Genomic DNA, 17,386 nt, shown 5'->3' on the forward strand with positions numbered 1-17,386 from the left:
CCGGCTCCGACTTCGCTTGTCCCGCCCCCGCGGTCCTTGTCCCGCCCGGGATTGAGCGCTCCGGGCCCCGGAGCCGTATCGAAGGCGGAGAGCCCCTCGCCGGGGCTCCGTGCGGCATGTCGCCGGAGGGACCGGAGGAACTCATGAGGCTGACCCGACCGATGCTCGCGCTGACCGGCGCGGTGGCGGTACTGGCGCTGGCGGGCTGCGGGTCCGGCGGTGAGGACACGAACGGCGACGGGAAGAGCGAGGTGCCGGCCACGGCCACCGGCAGTCTGGAGCACCTGGCCGCCGAGGTGAAGTGCGAGCCGAACATGCAGACCGACGCCGACACCATCCGCCAGGCCATCTGCAAGACCGGCAAGGAGAAGTACATCCTGGCCACCTTCGCCACCGACCGCGGCCAGCGTGAGTGGATCGACATGGCCAAGGACTACGGCGGCTTCTACCTCGTCGGGCGCAAGTGGGTCGCCGTCGGTGAGGAGAACGTGCTCGACGACCTGCGCGACCGGCTCGGCGGCGACGTGGAGGAGGGCATCGACCACAGCAGCATGGACCACGGCGGCGGTGCGCACGCGTCCGGTCACGCCGGGCACGGAGGCTGAACGAGCGCACCGGGCACACCGGGCACACGGAAAGGGCCGGTGGCGGGATTCCCGCCACCGGCCCTTTCTCCCTCACCGGTCCTTCTCAGGGGACAACCGTGGGGACTACGTGCACTTCTTGCCCTGGTTGATGCACTTGACCACCTTGTTCATCAGGTTCTCGTCCATGACGTTGATGAAGTCGTTGTGGTCGGTGATCGGCTTGTGCAGCTGCTCCGGGAAGCTGTCCACGGCGTACGGGTTCTTCACCTGACCGTTCTCGATGGTCGGGGTGGGAACGTCGTACACCAGGCGGACCTGGAGCTGGGGGATGGCCTTGAAGCCGTTCGCGCAGCTGCCGTCCGGCTGGACGAACGCCACGTGGGCGCGGTGGTTGGCGCTGTCGGTGTTCTGCCCGTCCCAGCAGCTCTGGAACTTGGACGTGCGCACGAGCTGGCTGCCCTCGGGGCACAGCACGTACTTGTCCGTGGACTGCCGGTCCTCGAAGCCGGTGCAGCTGTACGAGGTGTTGGCGTTCGCCAGACCGTTGGTGAACGCCTTGGCGTCACCGGTGATGATGCGCATGAGCTTCGGGATCGCGACGACCTTGCCCCGCTTGTTGCCGACCCACCGGAGCTGGGCCTCCTGAACCTGCAGGATCTTGCCGACGTTGCCCTCGGCGCCACCGCCCTGGTCGGCCGCGTCGAACTCCTGGGTGCCGTCCTGCACGCGCAGCACCGGCCAGAAGTACGAGGACTTGTCGCCCTGGTTCTGGCAGCTGGTCTCGGCGGCGGCCAGGTCCTCGTCGCTGGAGAGCGAGCTGTTGCTCTGGTTGCCTACGTAGTCGTGCATGTGGTGCGCGCCGTTCGCGACACCGGGGGCCACGATGATGTTGTCGCTGTTGTACAGCTTGTTCTCGTTGACACCGCACTTCGTGGTGAAGCTGCCCTTGGAGCCGGACCTGCCGTTGGCGGCCAGACCGTTCGGCAGGTTGCGCGAGTTCGGCTGGACGTCGTTGATGTCGATGAAGTCCTCGGCGAACGGGCCCGCGGCGCCGTTGCCGTTGTCGTTCGGGGTCTGGCCTTCGCCGTTGTCCTGGCCGCCGTCGTTCTGGCCGTCGCCGTTCTGGCCGTTGTCCTGGCCGCCGTCGTTCTGGCCGTCGCCGTTCTGGCCGTTGTCCTGGCCGCCGTCGTTCTGACCGCCGTCGTTCTGACCGTCGTTCGGCTGCGGCTGGTCGGCGGGGCGGCCGGAGCAGGAGGCGAGTTCGTCCAGGTTCCCGGGAGCCTGGCCGCCCGCGCGGCTGATCTCCAGCTTGATCCGGTCGAGGAGCACCTTACGCCGGTCCTTGAGCGGACCCAGAATGGCATTCTGGACGTACTGCGAGTCCCCGGCCTGCGCCTGGCGCGTAGTGACCAGGCGCTGGTAGGCGTCGGTGATCTGCTGGTCCATCGAGGCCAGTTCACCGTCGACCTCACCGCGGGCCGGGTCCGGTACGTCGGGGAGCTGCTGGCCCACGTCCGGGCAGTCGATCGTGGCGATCTGCCGTGCCGCGTTCGCCTTGGTCCGGTTCTGCGACTGGTTCGACTCGTGAGCCGAAGCGTAGAAGTTCGCCCAGACCAGCCCGCCCCCACCGAGCGCCAGGACCGCCGTCCCGGCCACGGCCTTGGCGGCCAACGGCATACGGCGTTTTCTTGTATTGCGTCCCATCATTCTCCTCGCAAGGGGGCCCTCGGCCTTCCCGGTGCTCTGGTAATTTGCGCTTGCCCCGCAAAGGGGTCGGTTCGGGCCGGCCCGCAGCCTTCGGGTTGGAAGCCCGCCGCCTCAGCGGTGGGTGGAGTCACGCAACTCCTCTGACTTCGCTGAGGAGCACCCCCCTATGGGTATCGAATCGCCCAACAGAAGCGGGGCGGCTCCCTTGAGTACGGGAGCCGCCCCGGGGGTGTTCAGCCGTAACGGAAATCGATGAGAAGTTCCTGCCGACACACTGGTGTCAACAGCCCCTGGAACACCGGGGGTTGTTGATCGACCACGTGGGGTGCGTGACCGGGTCCCCTTTCACCGGCCGTGGTCGAGATAGGCGAGAACCGCCAGTACCCGCCGATTGTCGTCGTCCGAGACCTCCAGGCCCAGTTTGGCGAAGATGTTCGCGGTGTGCTTGGCGATGGCCCGTTCCGTCACCACCAGCTTGCCGGCGATCGCCGTGTTGGACCGGCCCTGAGCCATCTCCTCCAGCACTTCCCGCTCCCGGGGCGTCAGCCGCGCCAGCGGCCGGTCGTCGGCCGACTTCCGTGCCAGCAACTGCTGGATCACCTGCGGGTCCATCGCCGTGCCACCCGCCGCCACCCGCCGTACGGCGTCGACGAACTGCTCCGCGTCGAACACCCGGTCCTTCAGCAGATAACCCACCGCGCCACTGCCGTCGGCCAGCAACTCCCGCGCGTACAACTGCTCGACGTGCTGCGACAGCACCAGCACCGGCAGTCCGGGCCGCCGTCGCCGCGCCTCGAGCGCGCACTGCAGCCCCTCGTCGGTGTGCGTCGGCGGCAGACGGACGTCGACCACGGCGACGTCCGGGTCCAGCTCCGCCAGTGCGCGGCTGAGCTCGGGTCCGGACTCCACCGCCGCGGCGATCTCGAAGCCGTGGGCCTCGAGGAGCCGGACCAGCCCGTCACGCAGCAGGAACAGGTCTTCGGCTAGGACAACTCGCAAGGGATCTCCATGGTGACCATGGTGGGGCCGCCCACGGGACTGCTGACGGCCAGGACGCCGTCGAATGTACCCAGTCGCCGCTCCACCCCGGCCAGCCCCGAGCCGGCCCCGATCGCCGCACCGCCCTTGCCGTTGTCGGTGACGCTCACCCGCAGACACCCCTCGGCGCGATGCAGATCGACCCAGATCCGGTCCGCCTCCGCATGCTTCACCGCGTTGGTGAGCACCTCGCTGACGGCGAAGTAAGCGGCCGACTCCACCGGCGCCTCGGCCCGCCCCGGCAGGTCCACGCTCACCTCGGTGGCCACCGGAAGCCGCAGCGCCAGCGCCCGCACCGCGTCGCCCAGACCGCGCTCCGCCAGCACCGGCGGATGGATGCCGCGCACCAGCTCGCGCAGCTCCGACAGCGCCTCCACCGACGACTTGCGGGCCTTCGCGATCAACTCCCGTGCCTTTTCCGGGTCCTTGTCGAGCAGCACCTCGATGGTCCCCAGGTCCATGCCCATCGCGACCAGCCGCGCCTGCGCCCCGTCGTGCAGATCCCGCTCGATGCGCCGGAGCTCGGCGGCGGAGGTGTCCACGGCGTCGCGCCGCGTCTCGGTCAACACCCGTACACGCTCTTCCAGTTCACCTTGGCTGGGGGAGAGGACGGCACGGGTGAGCCGGTAGTGCGCGGTGAGTACCCCGGGGGAGAGGAAGTGAGCGAAGAAGAGAAGTCCGACGCCCAGAGTCCCGGCGCCGATCGCGGTCATCTGGTCGCTCACCGGGACGAAGCCGTACCAGTACGGGTCCGGCACCACCCGCCACAGCCCGGCCGCGAGCGCGAACCCCTCCAGCGGGTACAGCAGCAGCATGGCCGGCAGCAGCGCGGTGACGAACCCCGCGGTCATGTCGACCAGCAGCCACAGCAGTTCCCGCCAGGTCGCCGGGTCGCGGAGCATTCCGAAGGTGCGCGCCCACGGGTTGGCGTCCTTCGGCACCGGCCGGTACGCGGGCGGAATGCGCACCCCGCCCCACTCCGCGGCCAGCACCCGCCGCCAGTTCGCGTAGGTCCGGGCCCCGTTCAGTACGTACGGCGTGGTGATGATGCCGACACCGGCCGGGATCAACGCGATCGACATCAGGGTCAGGGTGAAGGCGAACACCGACAGCGGGAGCGAGACCAGCGCCAGCCCCAGCCCCCGCAGCGCTCCCTTCAGAAGGCCCTTGGTACGCCGTTCGCGCCCGCCGCCCCTCTTCGTGACCCCGCTCCCGGCCTCCGGACTCCCGGCCTCCGGACTCCCGGCCTCCGCGCTCGTGGTGTCCGGGGTCGTCGTGCCACCGCTCGTGCGGTCCGTGCTCATGCGCTCCGTGGTCATGACGTCAGTCTGGCCGAGCCGCGACACCCGGTCACGGGGCCGAACCCCCCGACTCCGGGGTGGTGCTGCCTACACCCTCTCCTCGCCTCCGCCCGGCTCCTGGACCGCCCCGATCTCCGAGATCTCCGCGAGGACCTTCGCCTCCGTCTCCGGGTCGAGTCCCTTGGCCGTCCGGTCCCGGCGCTGGGGCGCGGTCCCGTCGAGGCCCTGGAGCCAGCGCCAGGTGTCGGCCACGGTCTCGGTGACGGGACGGCAGCGCAGCCCCGTCGCGAGTGCCCGGGAGACGTCCGAGGCGTACAGCGCGCCGTGCATCTCGCCGCCCGGCGGCACCCAGACCGGCAGTTGCGTCCACGGTTCGATGCCCGCCCGCAGGATCGCCTCCGGCGCGGTCCACCGTAGTTCGGCCGTGCCCCCCGTCACCTCCGCGCACGCCTCCAGCAGCGTGCCCATCGTCTCGTGCCCCTGCGGGCCGGTCAGGTTGTACGGTCCGCCGATCCCCTGCTCGGCCGCCCCGAGGATCCACTCGGCGAGGTCGCGGACATCGACGTACTGGAGGGTCAGGTCACGGGGCCCCGGCGCGAGGACCGGGCCGCCGCGGGCCATCCGGTTCAGCCACCAGGGCAGCCGGCCGACGTTCTCGTACGGCCCGAGGATCAGCCCCGCCCGCACCAGCACCGACCGGTCGGCGCCGAAGGCGTCCACGACGGCCAGTTCGCCGCCCCGCTTGTCCCGCGCGTAGTCGGTGTGACCGGCGTCCGCGCGGGCGTCCGCCACCAGGGGGGCCTCCTCGGTGGCTCCGGCGGGCGCGGGCCACTCGTACACCGAACGGCTCGACACGTACACGTACCGGTCGGCGCGGTCCCGCAGCAGCCGCGCCGTGTCCCGGACGGCACGCGGGGCCGCCGACCAGGTGTCGACGACGACGTCCCACGTCTCGTCCGTCCCCTCCAGGGCGGCCAGGCCGCCGTCGGACGTGCGGTCGCCCAGCAGCGACCGCACACCCGGCACGGCCGCGTGCCGCCCCCGGTGGAAGACGGTCACCTCCCAGCCCCGCCCCAGCGCCGCCTCCACGACGGCCCGTCCCGCGAACTCCGTACCACCCAGCATCAGAAGCCTCATACGTCAGACTCTGCCGGGTCGGGCGGGGCGGAGGGAACGGGATCTGCTGAGGGCAGAGCGCGGGGGCTCAGGGTGTGTACTTGTAGCCGACCCGGCGCACGGTCTGGATCGCGCCCCGGTGCTCCGCGCCCAGCTTGCGGCGCAGCCGGGCGATGTGGACGTCGACGGTGCGGCCGTCGCCCACATGGCCGTAGCCCCAGACCGTGGCGACCAGGTGGTCGCGGGTGTGCACCCGGTTCGGGTGCGCCACGAGATGGGCGAGCAGCTCGAACTCCAGGTAGGTGAGGTCGAGTTGCCGCCCGTCCACCTCGGCGGTGCGCTGCACGGTGTCGACCCGGATCCGCTGGTCGGCGACGGCGACGGCGATGTCGTCGGCGGCGTCGGGTGCGGCCGCGGAAGCCGTGCCGTGGTGCTGCGCCGTTCCGGGGCCCGGGACTGCCACCGGGAACGGCGGCCGCCGGCCGGCGGGGACCAGCACCAGGTAGCCGACCATCGGCGGATGTCCGGGCAGGGCGGGCAGGGTGTGCTGCGGCGCGGGCAGCCAGGTGGCACCCGGCGGGAGCAGGTCCGCGACCGTCTTCCCCGAGTTCTCCGTTTCGTTCGACCAGGGGAGGCCCTGATCCCCGTCCGGGGCGACGGCCCGCAGCCGGTGGCGCGGATGACCGTTCACCGGCGCGGTACGGGAGGCGTGGGGTGAGGTGCCGAGAGGGGCGCCCAGCGGGGCGGGGGAGGCGGAGGGGGTCGCGGAGGCGGTGGTGGCCGTGTCGGCCGTGGCGGAGACGGAACGAGTGGTCGCCATGAGAGGTCAGCTCTTTCGCGCGAAGGGTTCGTCGAGATGCTCGACGGCCGCGAGATCGTGGCCGGGCTCGTCGAGGACGTACGCGGTTCGCGCCGGCGGAAGGCCGGGATGTACGGCGTCAGAGGGCCGGCGCGGTCGTCGCGCGGCAACACTCCCGGTCGAAGTCGTCGTGCTGACGGGAGGGCCAGAAGGGCTCGAGGTCGTGGCGATCCGTCGCGGTGAGCTCCCGGAAACCGTCCATGCCCCCATTGAAGCAGACCCCGGGCCACGGCAGGAGCCTCGTTCACAGCACGGACGCCCGGGACGGCGTGAAACCCGACGAAGCGAGGGGCACCCGGCGGACGGGTGCCCCTCGCTTCGCCGGCGGGTGTGGTGCCGGGGGACGACTCGGACCCGACCGGCCTTCTCCAGCGCGGAGCAGCACGTGTCGACCATCAGACACGTCACCGGGTACGGGTCGACGTTCGCGTTCGGACGGCGGTCGAACAGGGGAGGGCTCCCACCCCGGGCGCGACCGGGCCGAGGCGCGCTGCGGCACGCCCCGACCCCCGAACTCGGTCTGTGCCGCAGGGGTTCTCCGCGGGAGATGCTTCCGGATTCCGGGGCGGGCCCCGGGTCTCAGCCCACCTTCTCGATGAGCGCCCGGCGGATCAGGAACTTGCCGGGCTCGCGGACCTGTTCGAAGGCCGCGTTGTTGAGCAGGGCACAGCTGCCGGACACCCCGGTGACCTCGACGGTCGTGGACTTGTTGTTGTCCAGGTTGGTGACCTTGAGTCGGGTGCCCGCCGGGAACTGGTTGCTGGACGCCGCCGGGGCGCCGTCCTCGCCGGAGAGGGTGATCGTGGAACCGTTGCACACCTGCTGACCGGAGGCCGCCGCGCCGTCGCCGCCCGGGTTCTGCGCCGCGTCGTCACCGCCGGCCTGCTCGTCCGGGGCGGGCTGCGTGGGCTGTGCGGGCTGTGCGGGCTGGGAGTCCTGAGCCGACTCCCCAACCGTGCACCCGGACGCCTTCTGCTTGAGCTCGATCTCGGCGATGACCGCTTCGCGGTTGGCGATCCGCGCTTCGGACAGCGCGTCGGGCTCGGCCCGTTGCCCCTCGATGAACTTCTGGTTGTTGCCGAGCGCGGTGGCGAGGCCCTGGCAGACGGTCGAGTCGGCCGCCGACTTGGTGGTGGGCGGCTGGGAGGCGTTCGACGTGCTCGCCATGACGAAGGCACCGCCGCCGGCCACCGTCACCGCGCTCAGCAGCAGCGCGATCTTCTTCTTGGGGCCGAGCGTTCTCCTGCGCGACATGCGCGCCTCCTGAAACGGTAGGGGAGCGTACGCCGCTATGTACGAGATGCCGAACGGAGTTGCTCAGCGGTCCGGCCAACTCCCCGAAGTGGCCTGTGTCACAAAGGGGTTGGTCTTCAGCGGGACTTGGTATTCAACGGGACAGGGCGTCCCGTACCGCCTCGTCGGTGCGGGCCACGACCGCCGTGCCGTCCCCGGCGGTGATGATCGGCCGCTGGATCAGCTTGGGGTGCTCGGAGAGCGCCGTGATCCAGCGCTCGCGCGAGCCGTCGTCCCGAGGCCACTCCTTGAGCCCGAGCTCCTTGGCGGCGGCCTCCTGGGTGCGGGTGATGTCCCACGGCTCAAGACCGAGCCGTCCCAGCACCTCCCGGATCTCGTCCGGGCTCGGTACGTCCTCCAGATAGCGGCGGACGGTGTAACCGGCCCCCTCGGCGTCCAGCAGGCTGATGGCGCTCCGGCACTTGGAACAGGCCGGATTGATCCAGATCTCCATGCCGCCCACCGTACGCCCGGTCCGGCCCTGTTCGATTTCCCTCCGGCCTCACGCACCTCCTTGGAACCGGGTGTTCCACGGTCGCGATTCGCCCCCTCACCTGGTCGTTCGGTGGCTGCTTCAGGTTCCCCGGATGTCAGTGCCGGGCAGTAAACTAGGAGCAGTGTTCGAGGGTGTTGCCGGGGTCGGAACGGATCCCGGTGGGCGCCCTGACCGCGACAGGAGGATCCCTGTGCCCGCTGCCGCACTCAAGCCGATGCCCACCCAGTCCACAGCGAAGCGTGCCGTCCAGCTCGAAATGCCCTGCGCGCCCGTGGCGAAGCGGCCGCTGCCGCCGGGCCGCCCGCGGGATTGGTACGTGACGCACAACCGCCGCCTCAAGGCGATGCGGCTCGCCATCGCCCTGCTCGACTCCGGCGTCTACCTCCCCGCCCAGGCCCGCGACGAGACGATACGCGGCATGGCGAACATGATCGGCGTACACCCGCCGTCGGACACGACCTGCCACATGGTCCGGGCCTTCATGCGCTACCACCGCTGAACCAGACTCCTGACCGGTGCCGGGCGCCCCCGATCCCCGGGGGTGCCCGGCCGCTCCGCGATCAGTACGGCCGGAAGTTGATGTAGCCGAGGAAAACGATCACCGCGGCGACGCAGCCGAGGACCACGGCGGTGGAGACCCAGGACGACGACGAGCGGCGGGACGCCCGGTGCTCCGGCTCGCCGCGGAACGGGACCGGGCCGGGAGGGTTGTCCCTCCAGCGCGCGGCGAGCATACGGGCTCGGGCCGACGGCTCCTTGTGCTCGGCCGTGTCCGCCCACTTGATGTCGAAATCGCGCTCCTCGTCGTCCCTCTCGGGCATCCCCGTGACCTCTCTCGAACAACAGTGTCAGTTCCATCATCCCTTGCCGGGCCCACCGGGGAAAGTGTCTTCCGGACACACGTGGGAGCCTCGTTCCCGGCCGGGCCGGACGGTTTCGCGGGGGCCCGGCGGGCACCGTCGGACAGGGGAGCGTGGTGACGGAGCACGGGGGTGGCACGGCCGCCCGTGGCGCGGGGCGGCCGACAACGGCAGTACGAGGAGAGGCAGCAGTCGCATACGCTCGCCCTGATGAACAGGCGAAGGCGCAAGAAACTCTCCGGAAAACTGGTCGAGGCGGCGGCGTTCCAAGAGGTCGGCACGGTGCGAGCCCTCGTGCGGGCAGGCGCCGACCCCAATGACGCCGACACCCACGGCACGACACCGCTGTACGCGGCCGCCGTCGGCGGGGCCGTGGAGATCGTCGCCTGCCTGCTGGAGGCGGGAGCCCTCCCGGACGTGGAAAGCCGTGACCTGACGGACGGAACGCCTCTGTGCGCGGCTGCCGCCTGGGGCCATGCCGATGTCGTACGTCAACTCCTCGCCCATGGAGCCGATCCCGATCTCCGTGAGGACGACGGCGAGGGCCGCTCGCCCCTCGAGTGGGCCAGGAACGGCCAGCACGCAAAGACGGCCGAACTCCTCCTCGCAGCGGGCGCGCAGAACTCGGACGAGACAGTGAGGGCCGCTGCCACCCCGGCAGGGTGGTAGCGGCCCTCGCAGTGTCCCCGGCGTGCGGGCGGAGATGTGGCCGGGCTGTGTGGGACCGGCCGGTGCTCCTTACACGTCGAAGTAGAGCTCGAACTCGTGCGGGTGCGGGCGCAGGGCCAGCGGGGCGATCTCGTTGGTGCGCTTGAAGTCGATCCACGTCTCGATCAGGTCCGGCGTGAAGACGTCGCCCTGGAGGAGGAACTCGTGGTCGGCCTCGAGGCGGTCGAGGACGGCGCCGAGCGAGGTCGGGACCTGCGCCACGTTGGCGTGCTCCTCGGGGGCCAGCTCGTAGAGGTCCTTGTCGATCGGCTCGGCCGGCTCGATCTTGTTCTTGATGCCGTCCAGGCCCGCGAGCAGCAGTGCCGAGAACGCCAGGTACGGGTTGCCGGAGGCGTCCGGGGCACGGAACTCGACGCGCTTGGCCTTCGGGTTCGAGCCGGTGATCGGGATGCGCATCGCGGCGGAACGGTTGCGCTGCGAGTACACCAGGTTCACCGGGGCCTCGAAGCCCGGCACCAGACGGTGGTACGAGTTCACCGTCGGGTTGGTGAAGGCCAGCAGCGACGGGGCGTGCCGCAGGACGCCGCCGATGTAGTAGCGGGCCATGTCCGACAGGCCGGCGTAGCCCTGCTCGTCGTAGAACAGCGGGGTGCCGCCCGACCACAGCGACTGGTGGACGTGCATGCCCGAGCCGTTGTCGCCGAAGATCGGCTTCGGCATGAAGGTCGCGGTCTTGCCGTTGCGCCAGGCGATGTTCTTCACGATGTACTTGAAGAGCTGCAGGTCGTCGGCGGCCGCGAGCAGGGTGTTGAACTTGTAGTTGATCTCGGCCTGGCCGGCCGTGCCCACCTCGTGGTGCTGGCGCTCGACCTTCAGGCCGGCCCGGTCCAGCTCCAGGGAGATCTCGGCGCGCAGGTCGGCGAAGTGGTCGACCGGCGGGACCGGGAAGTAGCCGCCCTTGTAGCGGACCTTGTAGCCGCGGTTGTCCTCCAGCGCACCGGTGTTCCAGGCGCCCGCCTCGGAGTCGATGTGGTAGAAGGACTCGTTCTCCGAGGTCTTGAACCGCACGCTGTCGAAGACGTAGAACTCGGCCTCGGGGCCGAAGAAGGCGGTGTCCGCGATGCCGGTGGAGGTGAGGTAGGCCTCGGCCTTCTTGGCGACGTTGCGCGGGTCGCGGGAGTACTGCTCGCCCGTGATCGGGTCGTGGATGAAGAAGTTGATGTTCAGCGTCTTGTCACGGCGGAAGGGGTCGACCCTGGAGGTCGTGAGGTCCGCGCGCAGCGCCATGTCGGACTCGTGGATGGCCTGGAAACCGCGGATCGAGGATCCGTCGAAGGCCTGCTCCTCATCGGGGTCGAACGACTCAGCAGGCACCGTGAAGTGCTGCATCACGCCCGGGAGGTCGCAGAAGCGGACGTCGACGAACTTGACGTCCTCGTCCGCGATGAACTTCTTGGCCTCGTCGGCGTTCTGGAACATCCAGCTCCTCCTACTCCCGACCGTCCCGCCGGGGTGGTAGATCGTTCGTGCGGCCAGTGCGGGTGGCCCACGCTGCCCTCGACCCTAGGGACGGGTGATTTCTCGGGCGTGACTCATTTGTTTCGCACAAGTTAACCGGCTCATCTCTCACGGTAGTCCTGTCACATCCCGCCGTCGCATCGTCGTTCCCCCCTGTCCACCCCGCCCTCCGCCGGTCGGATACGGGCGCAGTACCGTGGTCGGGTGGACAACAGGCAGGCAATCGGATCGTGGCTCTCCGGGCCGCGCGCGGCCATGGAAGACGCCGGCGCCGAGTTCGGGTACCGGGGCGAGCAGCTGGGGCTGCCGGAGAGCGGGCCGGGCTCCATCGCCCGTCCGGGACGCAGGATCGGCGCCCTGGTCGTCGACTGGGCGCTGTGCGTCCTGATCGCATACGGCCTCGTCACCGACGGCTACGACGGGCAGAGCACCAGCAACTGGGCGCTCCTGGTGTTCTTCGTGCTGAGCGTCCTCACCGTCGGCACGGTCGGGTTCACTCCCGGAAAGCGCCTCTTCGGCCTGCGCGTCGTCGCCCTCGAAAGCGGCCGGGTCCAGCCGGTGCGCGGCCTGGTCCGCTCGGCCCTGCTCTGCCTGGCCGTCCCCGCCCTGATCTGGGACCGCGACGGCCGCGGCCTGCACGACCGGCTCGCCGGCACGGTCGAGGTACGGAGCTGACGCCAACGGCGCCGGTACAGCGAAGCCGGTACCACGAAGAGGGGCGCCCGGAATCACTCCGGGCGCCCCTCTTCGTGGTACAAGCGTCGTATACGGGGCCTCAGCGGGCCTTCGGGCCGCCCTTCGGGAGCTTCATGCCCTTGGGCATCGGGCCCTTCGGAAGCGGCATGTTGCTCATCAGGTCGCCCAGCGCGCGCAGCCGGTCGTTGGTCGCGGTGACCTGCGGGCCCGTGAGGACGCGGGGCAGCTTGAGCATGGTCGTGCGCAGCTTCTTCAGCTCGACCTGGCCCTCGCCCGTGCCCACGACCATGTCGTGCACCGGCACGTCCGCGACGATGCGGTTCATCCGCTTCTTCTCGGCGGCGAGCAGGCTCTTCACCCGGTTCGGGTTGCCCTCGGCGATCAGCACGATGCCGGCCTTGCCGACCGCGCGGTGCACCACGTCCTGGTTGCGGTTCATCGCCACGGCGGGGGTGGTGGTCCAGCCCCGGCCGACGTTATCCAGTACGGCCGCGGCGGCGCCCGGCTGTCCCTCCATCTGCCCGAAGGCCGCTCGCTCGGCCCTGCGCCCGAACACGATCGCCGTCGCGAGGAAGGCGAGCAGGAAGCCCAGGATGCCGAGATAGATGGGGTGACCGATCAAGAAACCGACCGCGAGGAAGACACCGAAGGTGACGATTCCGATAGCCGCGAGTACAAGACCGATCTTTTTGTCGACCTTGCGGGTCATCTTGTAGGTCAGGGCAATCTGCTTCAGTCGCCCGGGGTTCGCAGCGTCCGCTGCGGTTTCCTTCCTCGCCATGCCACGAAGTCTACGTGTCCCCGGGAGCGAGGACGACGGCAGTGTCCGTGAGGGGCCGGGAGGGTGACGGACGGGTGCCGCGCGGGGGAGCGGGCGCGGGACCGGTGTCGGGACGGAACCGGGTGGCGGCAGGAGGAGTTCAGGAAACGGGGAAGAGCTCAGAGGCTGGTGACGGTCGGGGACTGGTCGAGCACGCGCTGCGCCTCGACCCGGTCCTTGGCGCGACGGCGGTCCTCCAGTACGGAGGTCCAGGCGTTGCGGCGGGCGGTGCGCTGGCCGCCGCTCATCAGGAGCGACTCGACAGCGCGCAGGGCGGTGCCGAAGGACGGGATGGCGGTGGCGCGGACGGGCGCGGCCTGCATCGTGGAGGTCCCCCTCGAAACGTCTTCGGGTACGGGAGTACGTGGCGTGATTCCAGGGTCACTGATTGGTGTTACCAGGGCGTGACCCGCCGGTCAAACGGACATGAAGCCGAGGTTCGCGCCCCGGGAAAGCCGACGCGGCCCCGGCGTACGCCCTCATCTGCGAGGACGGCCGGGACCGCGTCTTCTCGGCCATTACCGGCCAGTAGTATCTTGTGCGAGAGTTCACACGTATGCCTCGCCCGAGGCCGGAGCGTGCGGGGGGCGTCGGGTCAGACGGCCTGCGCCGCGACGTACGTACCGCGCTTCTCGACCGCCATCTGGTACAGGCGGCCGGCACGGTAGGAGGAGCGGACCAGCGGACCGGACATCACGCCGGAGAAGCCGATCTGCTCGGCCTCCTCCTTCAGCTCCACGAACTCATGCGGCTTCACCCAGCGGTCGACGGGGTGGTGGCGCACCGACGGGCGCAGGTACTGCGTGATGGTGACGAGCTCGCAGCCGGCGTCGTGCAGCTGCCGGAGTGCCTCGCCGACCTCCTCGCGGGTCTCGCCCATGCCGAGGATCAGGTTCGACTTGGTGACCAGGCCGTAGTCCCGGGCGGCGGTGATGACCTTCAGGGAACGGTCGTAGCGGAAGCCGGGACGGATCCGCTTGAAGATGCGGGGCACGGTCTCGACGTTGTGCGCGAACACCTCGGGGCGGGAGGAGAAGACCTCCGCCAGTTGCTCCGGGACGGCGTTGAAGTCGGGGGCCAGCAGCTCGACCTTGGTGCGGCCGGTCTCGCGCGCGGCGGTCTGCGCGTGGATCTGGCGCACGGTCTCGGCGTACAGCCAGGCGCCGCCGTCCTCCAGGTCGTCGCGGGCGACGCCGGTGATGGTGGCGTAGTTCAGGTCCATGGTGACCACGGACTCGCCCACGCGGCGCGGCTCGTCACGGTCGAGGGCCTCGGGCCTGCCGGTGTCGATCTGGCAGAAGTCGCAGCGCCGGGTGCACTGGTCGCCGCCGATGAGGAAGGTCGCCTCGCGGTCCTCCCAGCACTCGTAGATGTTCGGGCAGCCGGCTTCCTGGCAGACCGTGTGCAGGCCCTCGCTCTTGACGAGGTTCTGCATCTTCGTGTACTCGGGCCCCATTTTCGCCCGCGTCTTGATCCATTCGGGCTTGCGCTCGATGGGGGTCTGGCTGTTGCGGACCTCAAGGCGCAGCATCTTGCGTCCGTCGGGTGCGACTGCGGACACATCGGCTCCCTAGCTTCGATTCTTCGGCGTACACCAGGGTACGCCCGTGTTTGTTGGGCCTGCCGGTCAGGCCAACCTCCGAGGCGCGGGGCACATTCCCGGACGCGGGGCCGAGGCCTCTCGTTCGGATCAGGCCGGATCAGGCGCTCGCGCGGACGATCTCCCGGGGCTTCGGGTCGGCGTGCTCCAGGATGTCGCGCAGGTGGCGTTCGACGACCGGGAGCACCTCGTCGATCGTGACGTCGCGGCCCAGTTCGGCCGCGAGGGAGGTGACGCCCGCGTCGCGGATGCCGCACGGGATGATCCGGTCGAACCACTTGTTGTCCGGCTGCACGTTGTACGAGAAGCCGTGCATGGTGACGCCCTTGGCCACCCGGATCCCGATGGCGGCGAGCTTGCGGTCCTCGCGGCGCTGGCCGGCGTTGGAGGGCGCGTACTCGGGGCCGTTCAGCCGCGGGTCGAACTCCTCGTCGGCCAGGCGGGGGTCGAAGTCCAGGGAGAGTCCGCCGAGTGCCGGGCGCTGTTCGACCGGGTCGCCCAGCACCCACACCCCGCTGCGGCCCTCGATGCGGGTGGCTGCCACGCCGAACTCCGCGGAGGTGCGGATCAGAGCCTCCTCCAGGCGCCGTACGTGCGCCACCACGTCCACCGGGCGGGGCAGCTTCTGGATCGGGTAGCCCACCAGCTGGCCGGGACCGTGCCAGGTGATCTTGCCGCCGCGGTCCACGTCGATGACCGGGGTGCCGTCGAGGGGGCGCTCGCTGTCCTGGGTGCGCCGGCCGGCCGTGTAGACCGAGGGGTGCTCCAGCAGGATCACGGTGTCGGGCACCTCGTCGGCGAACCGCGCCGCGTGCACCCGGCGCTGTTCGTCCCAGGCCACCTGGTAGTCGACGGACTCGGTCCCGAAACCCATTCGGACGAACCGCAACTCACTCACGGCGAGTGCCTCCCAGGCAGTAGTAAGGCAGTAAGGCAGTAAGGCAGACGAGCGTCAAGGCGGAAACACGGAAACACGGAAGCGCGGTAAGGCGCGAAACGTGCCCAAGCCACTGTACGACCGTAGGACCGGTCGCTGTTCCGGCGCCCGGTCGGGCCGCTGTTCCGGCAGCTCTCCCGGCGCCCGCGGGGGCACCGGTTCCGTGCCGGTCCGCGGTCCCCGGTCGCTGTCCGTCGTCAGCCGCGAGGTTAATTCTCACACGATCGGATGAATGCGAGTCGAAGACTGCGACCAGGTGTTCACTCTCCGCTACATTCGCGCCGTTCAGCAGGCCGTAAGAGCTGCTCATGGGCTGCTCACGGGCAATCCGGGCACCACCCACGTTCGCCGGAAGGCAGGAGACCGCACCGCAGATGTCGGAACGATCCGCGCAGCGCACCCCCAACCGCCAGCTCGCCGCGCTCATCGCAGAAGCGGGGTTCTCCAACGCGGGACTCGCCCGTCGCGTGGACCAGCTCGGTCTCGAACACGGGCTCGACCTGAGATACGACAAGACCTCCGTCACCCGCTGGCTGCGTGGGCAGCAGCCCAGGGGCACCACACCCGCGCTCATCGCCGAGGTCTTCACCCGGCGCCTCGGTCGCAGGCTCACCGCCCAGGACCTCGGCCTGGACGCCTGCGCCCCCGTCTACGCGGGCCTGGAGTTCGCCGCCACCCCCGACGAGGCCGTCGACATCGTCAGCGGGCTGTGGCGCAAGGACTCCGGCAGCCACGCCGAGCTGCGCAAGATCGCCTTCACCTCGGCGGGGCTCGTCGTACCCAGCCGGGACTGGCTCATCGGCCGCGCCGACGAGAAGGTGGCCCGCGCCGAACCGCCGGTCCGCGTCCCCGCCCAGATCCGACCGGCGGGCGGACCGGCGGGGCGGCCGCCCGGGTTCGCCACCCGCCGACGGCACGCCGCCGAACGCGGCCCGGGCCAGCGGGTCACCGGCGGCGACATCGCCGCCCTGCGCTCCGTCGGCGAGCTGTTCCGCACCCTCGACGACGCCTACGGCGGCGGCCACGCCCGCCAGGCCCTGGTGCGCTACCTGGAGCACGAGTGCGAGCCGATGCTGCGCGGCAGCTACGGCGAACAGACCGGCCGCCGCCTGTTCGCCGCCGTCGCCGACCTGACCCGGCTGGCCGGCTGGACGTCGTACGACATCGGCGCGCACGGGCTCGCCCAGCGCTACTTCGTCCAGGCGCTCCGCCTCTCCCAGGCAGCCGCGGACCGGACCTACGGCGCGTACGTCCTGGTCACCATGAGCCGGCAGGCCGTCTACCTCGGCCACGGCCGGGAGGCCGTGCAGCTGGCGCGGGTGGCCCAGCAGGGCGTGAGCGGCTCCACCCCGCCCCTGGTGCAGGCCCTGCTGCACGCCGTGGAGGCGCGCGGGCACGGGGTGCTCGGTGAGGTCCGCGCCTGCACCGCGGCGCTGGTACGCGCCGAACGCGCTCTGGAGAGCGCACGGCCCGGCGACGAGGTCCCCCACTGGGTGCGCTTCTTCGACGAGGCCCAGCTCGCCGACGAGTTCGGCCACTGCCACCGCGACCTCCAGCAGTTCCGGGCCGCCGCCCAGCACGCGGAGCGCTCGCTGCAACTGCGCGCCCCCGGTTACGCCCGCAGCCGCCTGTTCTGCCGGGTCGTCCTCGCCACCGCGCGCCTCGGTCTCGGCGAACTCGACCAGGCCTGCCTCCTCGCCGCCGAGGCGGCGGGCCAGGCCGCCGAGATGCGCTCGGTACGGGCCGTGGAGTACGTCCGCGACTTCGAGCGTCGCCTGGAGCCCTACCGGGACGCGGCCCCGGTCCGCGTCTACCGGGACAGGATCGCGGCGTACGGCTGAGCGGCGACGCCGAGGGGCGCGGGCCCGGACAGGCCCCGTGCGTCGGGG

The 17,386-nt window shown here is 70.6% G+C and carries 19 protein-coding genes; 5 read left to right on the plus strand and 14 right to left on the minus strand.

Annotated features, from left to right (window positions below; genetic code table 11):
- Positions 1–143 precede the first annotated feature (143 nt).
- Positions 144–605, plus strand: coding sequence for a hypothetical protein (locus tag ACFP2V_RS23575; RefSeq protein ID WP_381215944.1), 462 nt, complete (start codon positions 144–146; stop codon positions 603–605).
- Positions 606–710: 105 nt separating this feature from the next.
- Here the strand turns inward: ACFP2V_RS23575 and ACFP2V_RS23580 are convergent, their stop codons facing one another.
- The 8 genes from ACFP2V_RS23580 to ACFP2V_RS23615 form a co-directional block, all read right to left on the minus strand.
- The gene (locus tag ACFP2V_RS23580) at positions 711–2,291 is read right to left on the minus strand and encodes a DUF1996 domain-containing protein (protein ID WP_381215946.1); all 1,581 of its coding nucleotides are present in this window, start codon (positions 2,289–2,291) and stop codon (positions 711–713) included.
- Between the two features lie 348 nt (positions 2,292–2,639).
- Entirely contained in the window at positions 2,640–3,293 is a 654-nt protein-coding gene (locus ACFP2V_RS23585) for a response regulator transcription factor (protein ID WP_381215949.1), read from the minus strand.
- Positions 3,278–4,651, minus strand: a complete 1,374-nt coding sequence (locus ACFP2V_RS23590; RefSeq protein WP_381215952.1) for a sensor histidine kinase — start codon at positions 4,649–4,651, stop codon at positions 3,278–3,280. Before ACFP2V_RS23590 ends, ACFP2V_RS23585 begins: the two co-directional genes overlap by 16 nt.
- A 69-nt stretch (positions 4,652–4,720) precedes the next feature.
- The gene (locus ACFP2V_RS23595; protein WP_381215955.1) at positions 4,721–5,770 is read right to left on the minus strand and encodes an SDR family oxidoreductase; all 1,050 of its coding nucleotides are present in this window, start codon (positions 5,768–5,770) and stop codon (positions 4,721–4,723) included.
- 67 nt (positions 5,771–5,837) lie between these two features.
- On the minus strand, positions 5,838–6,569 hold the full coding sequence (locus ACFP2V_RS23600; protein WP_381215958.1) for a winged helix-turn-helix domain-containing protein: 732 nt from the start codon (positions 6,567–6,569) through the stop codon (positions 5,838–5,840).
- Between the two features lie 118 nt (positions 6,570–6,687).
- The gene (locus ACFP2V_RS23605) at positions 6,688–6,810 is read right to left on the minus strand and encodes a hypothetical protein (protein ID WP_381215961.1); all 123 of its coding nucleotides are present in this window, start codon (positions 6,808–6,810) and stop codon (positions 6,688–6,690) included.
- 377 nt (positions 6,811–7,187) lie between these two features.
- Entirely contained in the window at positions 7,188–7,862 is a 675-nt protein-coding gene (locus tag ACFP2V_RS23610) for a hypothetical protein (RefSeq protein ID WP_381215964.1), read from the minus strand.
- 133 nt (positions 7,863–7,995) lie between these two features.
- On the minus strand, positions 7,996–8,355 hold the full coding sequence (locus tag ACFP2V_RS23615; RefSeq protein ID WP_381215967.1) for an arsenate reductase family protein: 360 nt from the start codon (positions 8,353–8,355) through the stop codon (positions 7,996–7,998).
- Between the two features lie 232 nt (positions 8,356–8,587).
- Between ACFP2V_RS23615 and ACFP2V_RS23620 the strand changes: the two genes are divergently transcribed.
- A complete protein-coding gene (locus ACFP2V_RS23620; protein ID WP_381215970.1) occupies positions 8,588–8,896 on the plus strand; it encodes a hypothetical protein in 309 nt (102 codons plus the stop codon).
- Between the two features lie 61 nt (positions 8,897–8,957).
- Here ACFP2V_RS23620 and ACFP2V_RS23625 read toward each other — a convergent pair whose 3' ends face one another.
- Complete coding sequence (locus tag ACFP2V_RS23625) at positions 8,958–9,218, minus strand: SCO2583/SCO2584 N-terminal domain-containing protein (RefSeq protein ID WP_381215973.1); 261 nt, start codon at positions 9,216–9,218, stop codon at positions 8,958–8,960.
- A 249-nt stretch (positions 9,219–9,467) separates the two neighbouring features.
- On the opposite strand from ACFP2V_RS23625, the gene ACFP2V_RS23630 reads away from it, so the two are divergent.
- The gene (locus ACFP2V_RS23630) at positions 9,468–9,926 is read left to right on the plus strand and encodes an ankyrin repeat domain-containing protein (protein ID WP_381215976.1); all 459 of its coding nucleotides are present in this window, start codon (positions 9,468–9,470) and stop codon (positions 9,924–9,926) included.
- A gap of 69 nt (positions 9,927–9,995) precedes the next feature.
- On the opposite strand, the gene glnA is transcribed toward ACFP2V_RS23630, so the two are convergent.
- Positions 9,996–11,405, minus strand: coding sequence for a type I glutamate--ammonia ligase (gene glnA / locus ACFP2V_RS23635; RefSeq protein WP_381215979.1), 1,410 nt, complete (start codon positions 11,403–11,405; stop codon positions 9,996–9,998).
- Positions 11,406–11,648: 243 nt separating this feature from the next.
- Between glnA and ACFP2V_RS23640 the strand changes: the two genes are divergently transcribed.
- Positions 11,649–12,119: an RDD family protein gene (locus ACFP2V_RS23640; protein WP_381215982.1), complete on the plus strand. Its 471-nt coding sequence runs from the start codon at positions 11,649–11,651 to the stop codon at positions 12,117–12,119.
- Positions 12,120–12,219: 100 nt separating this feature from the next.
- Here ACFP2V_RS23640 and ACFP2V_RS23645 read toward each other — a convergent pair whose 3' ends face one another.
- The 4 genes from ACFP2V_RS23645 to lipB form a co-directional block, all read right to left on the minus strand.
- Entirely contained in the window at positions 12,220–12,921 is a 702-nt protein-coding gene (locus ACFP2V_RS23645) for a DUF4191 domain-containing protein (protein ID WP_381215985.1), read from the minus strand.
- A gap of 158 nt (positions 12,922–13,079) precedes the next feature.
- Positions 13,080–13,283, minus strand: coding sequence for an SCO2195 family GlnR-regulated protein (locus ACFP2V_RS23650; RefSeq protein ID WP_381215988.1), 204 nt, complete (start codon positions 13,281–13,283; stop codon positions 13,080–13,082).
- Positions 13,284–13,555: 272 nt separating this feature from the next.
- On the minus strand, positions 13,556–14,521 hold the full coding sequence (gene lipA, locus ACFP2V_RS23655; protein ID WP_360037770.1) for a lipoyl synthase: 966 nt from the start codon (positions 14,519–14,521) through the stop codon (positions 13,556–13,558).
- A 139-nt stretch (positions 14,522–14,660) separates the two neighbouring features.
- Positions 14,661–15,458, minus strand: coding sequence for a lipoyl(octanoyl) transferase LipB (gene lipB / locus ACFP2V_RS23660; protein ID WP_381215991.1), 798 nt, complete (start codon positions 15,456–15,458; stop codon positions 14,661–14,663).
- A 413-nt stretch (positions 15,459–15,871) separates the two neighbouring features.
- Here lipB and ACFP2V_RS23665 point away from each other — a divergent pair, with 413 nt between their 5' ends.
- A complete protein-coding gene (locus tag ACFP2V_RS23665) occupies positions 15,872–17,338 on the plus strand; it encodes a regulator (RefSeq protein ID WP_381215994.1) in 1,467 nt (488 codons plus the stop codon).
- Positions 17,339–17,386 lie beyond the last annotated feature (48 nt).

Origin of the sequence: Streptomyces incanus (assembly GCF_042656345.1) — a bacterium.
GTDB classification, from domain to species: domain Bacteria; phylum Actinomycetota; class Actinomycetes; order Streptomycetales; family Streptomycetaceae; genus Streptomyces; species Streptomyces incanus.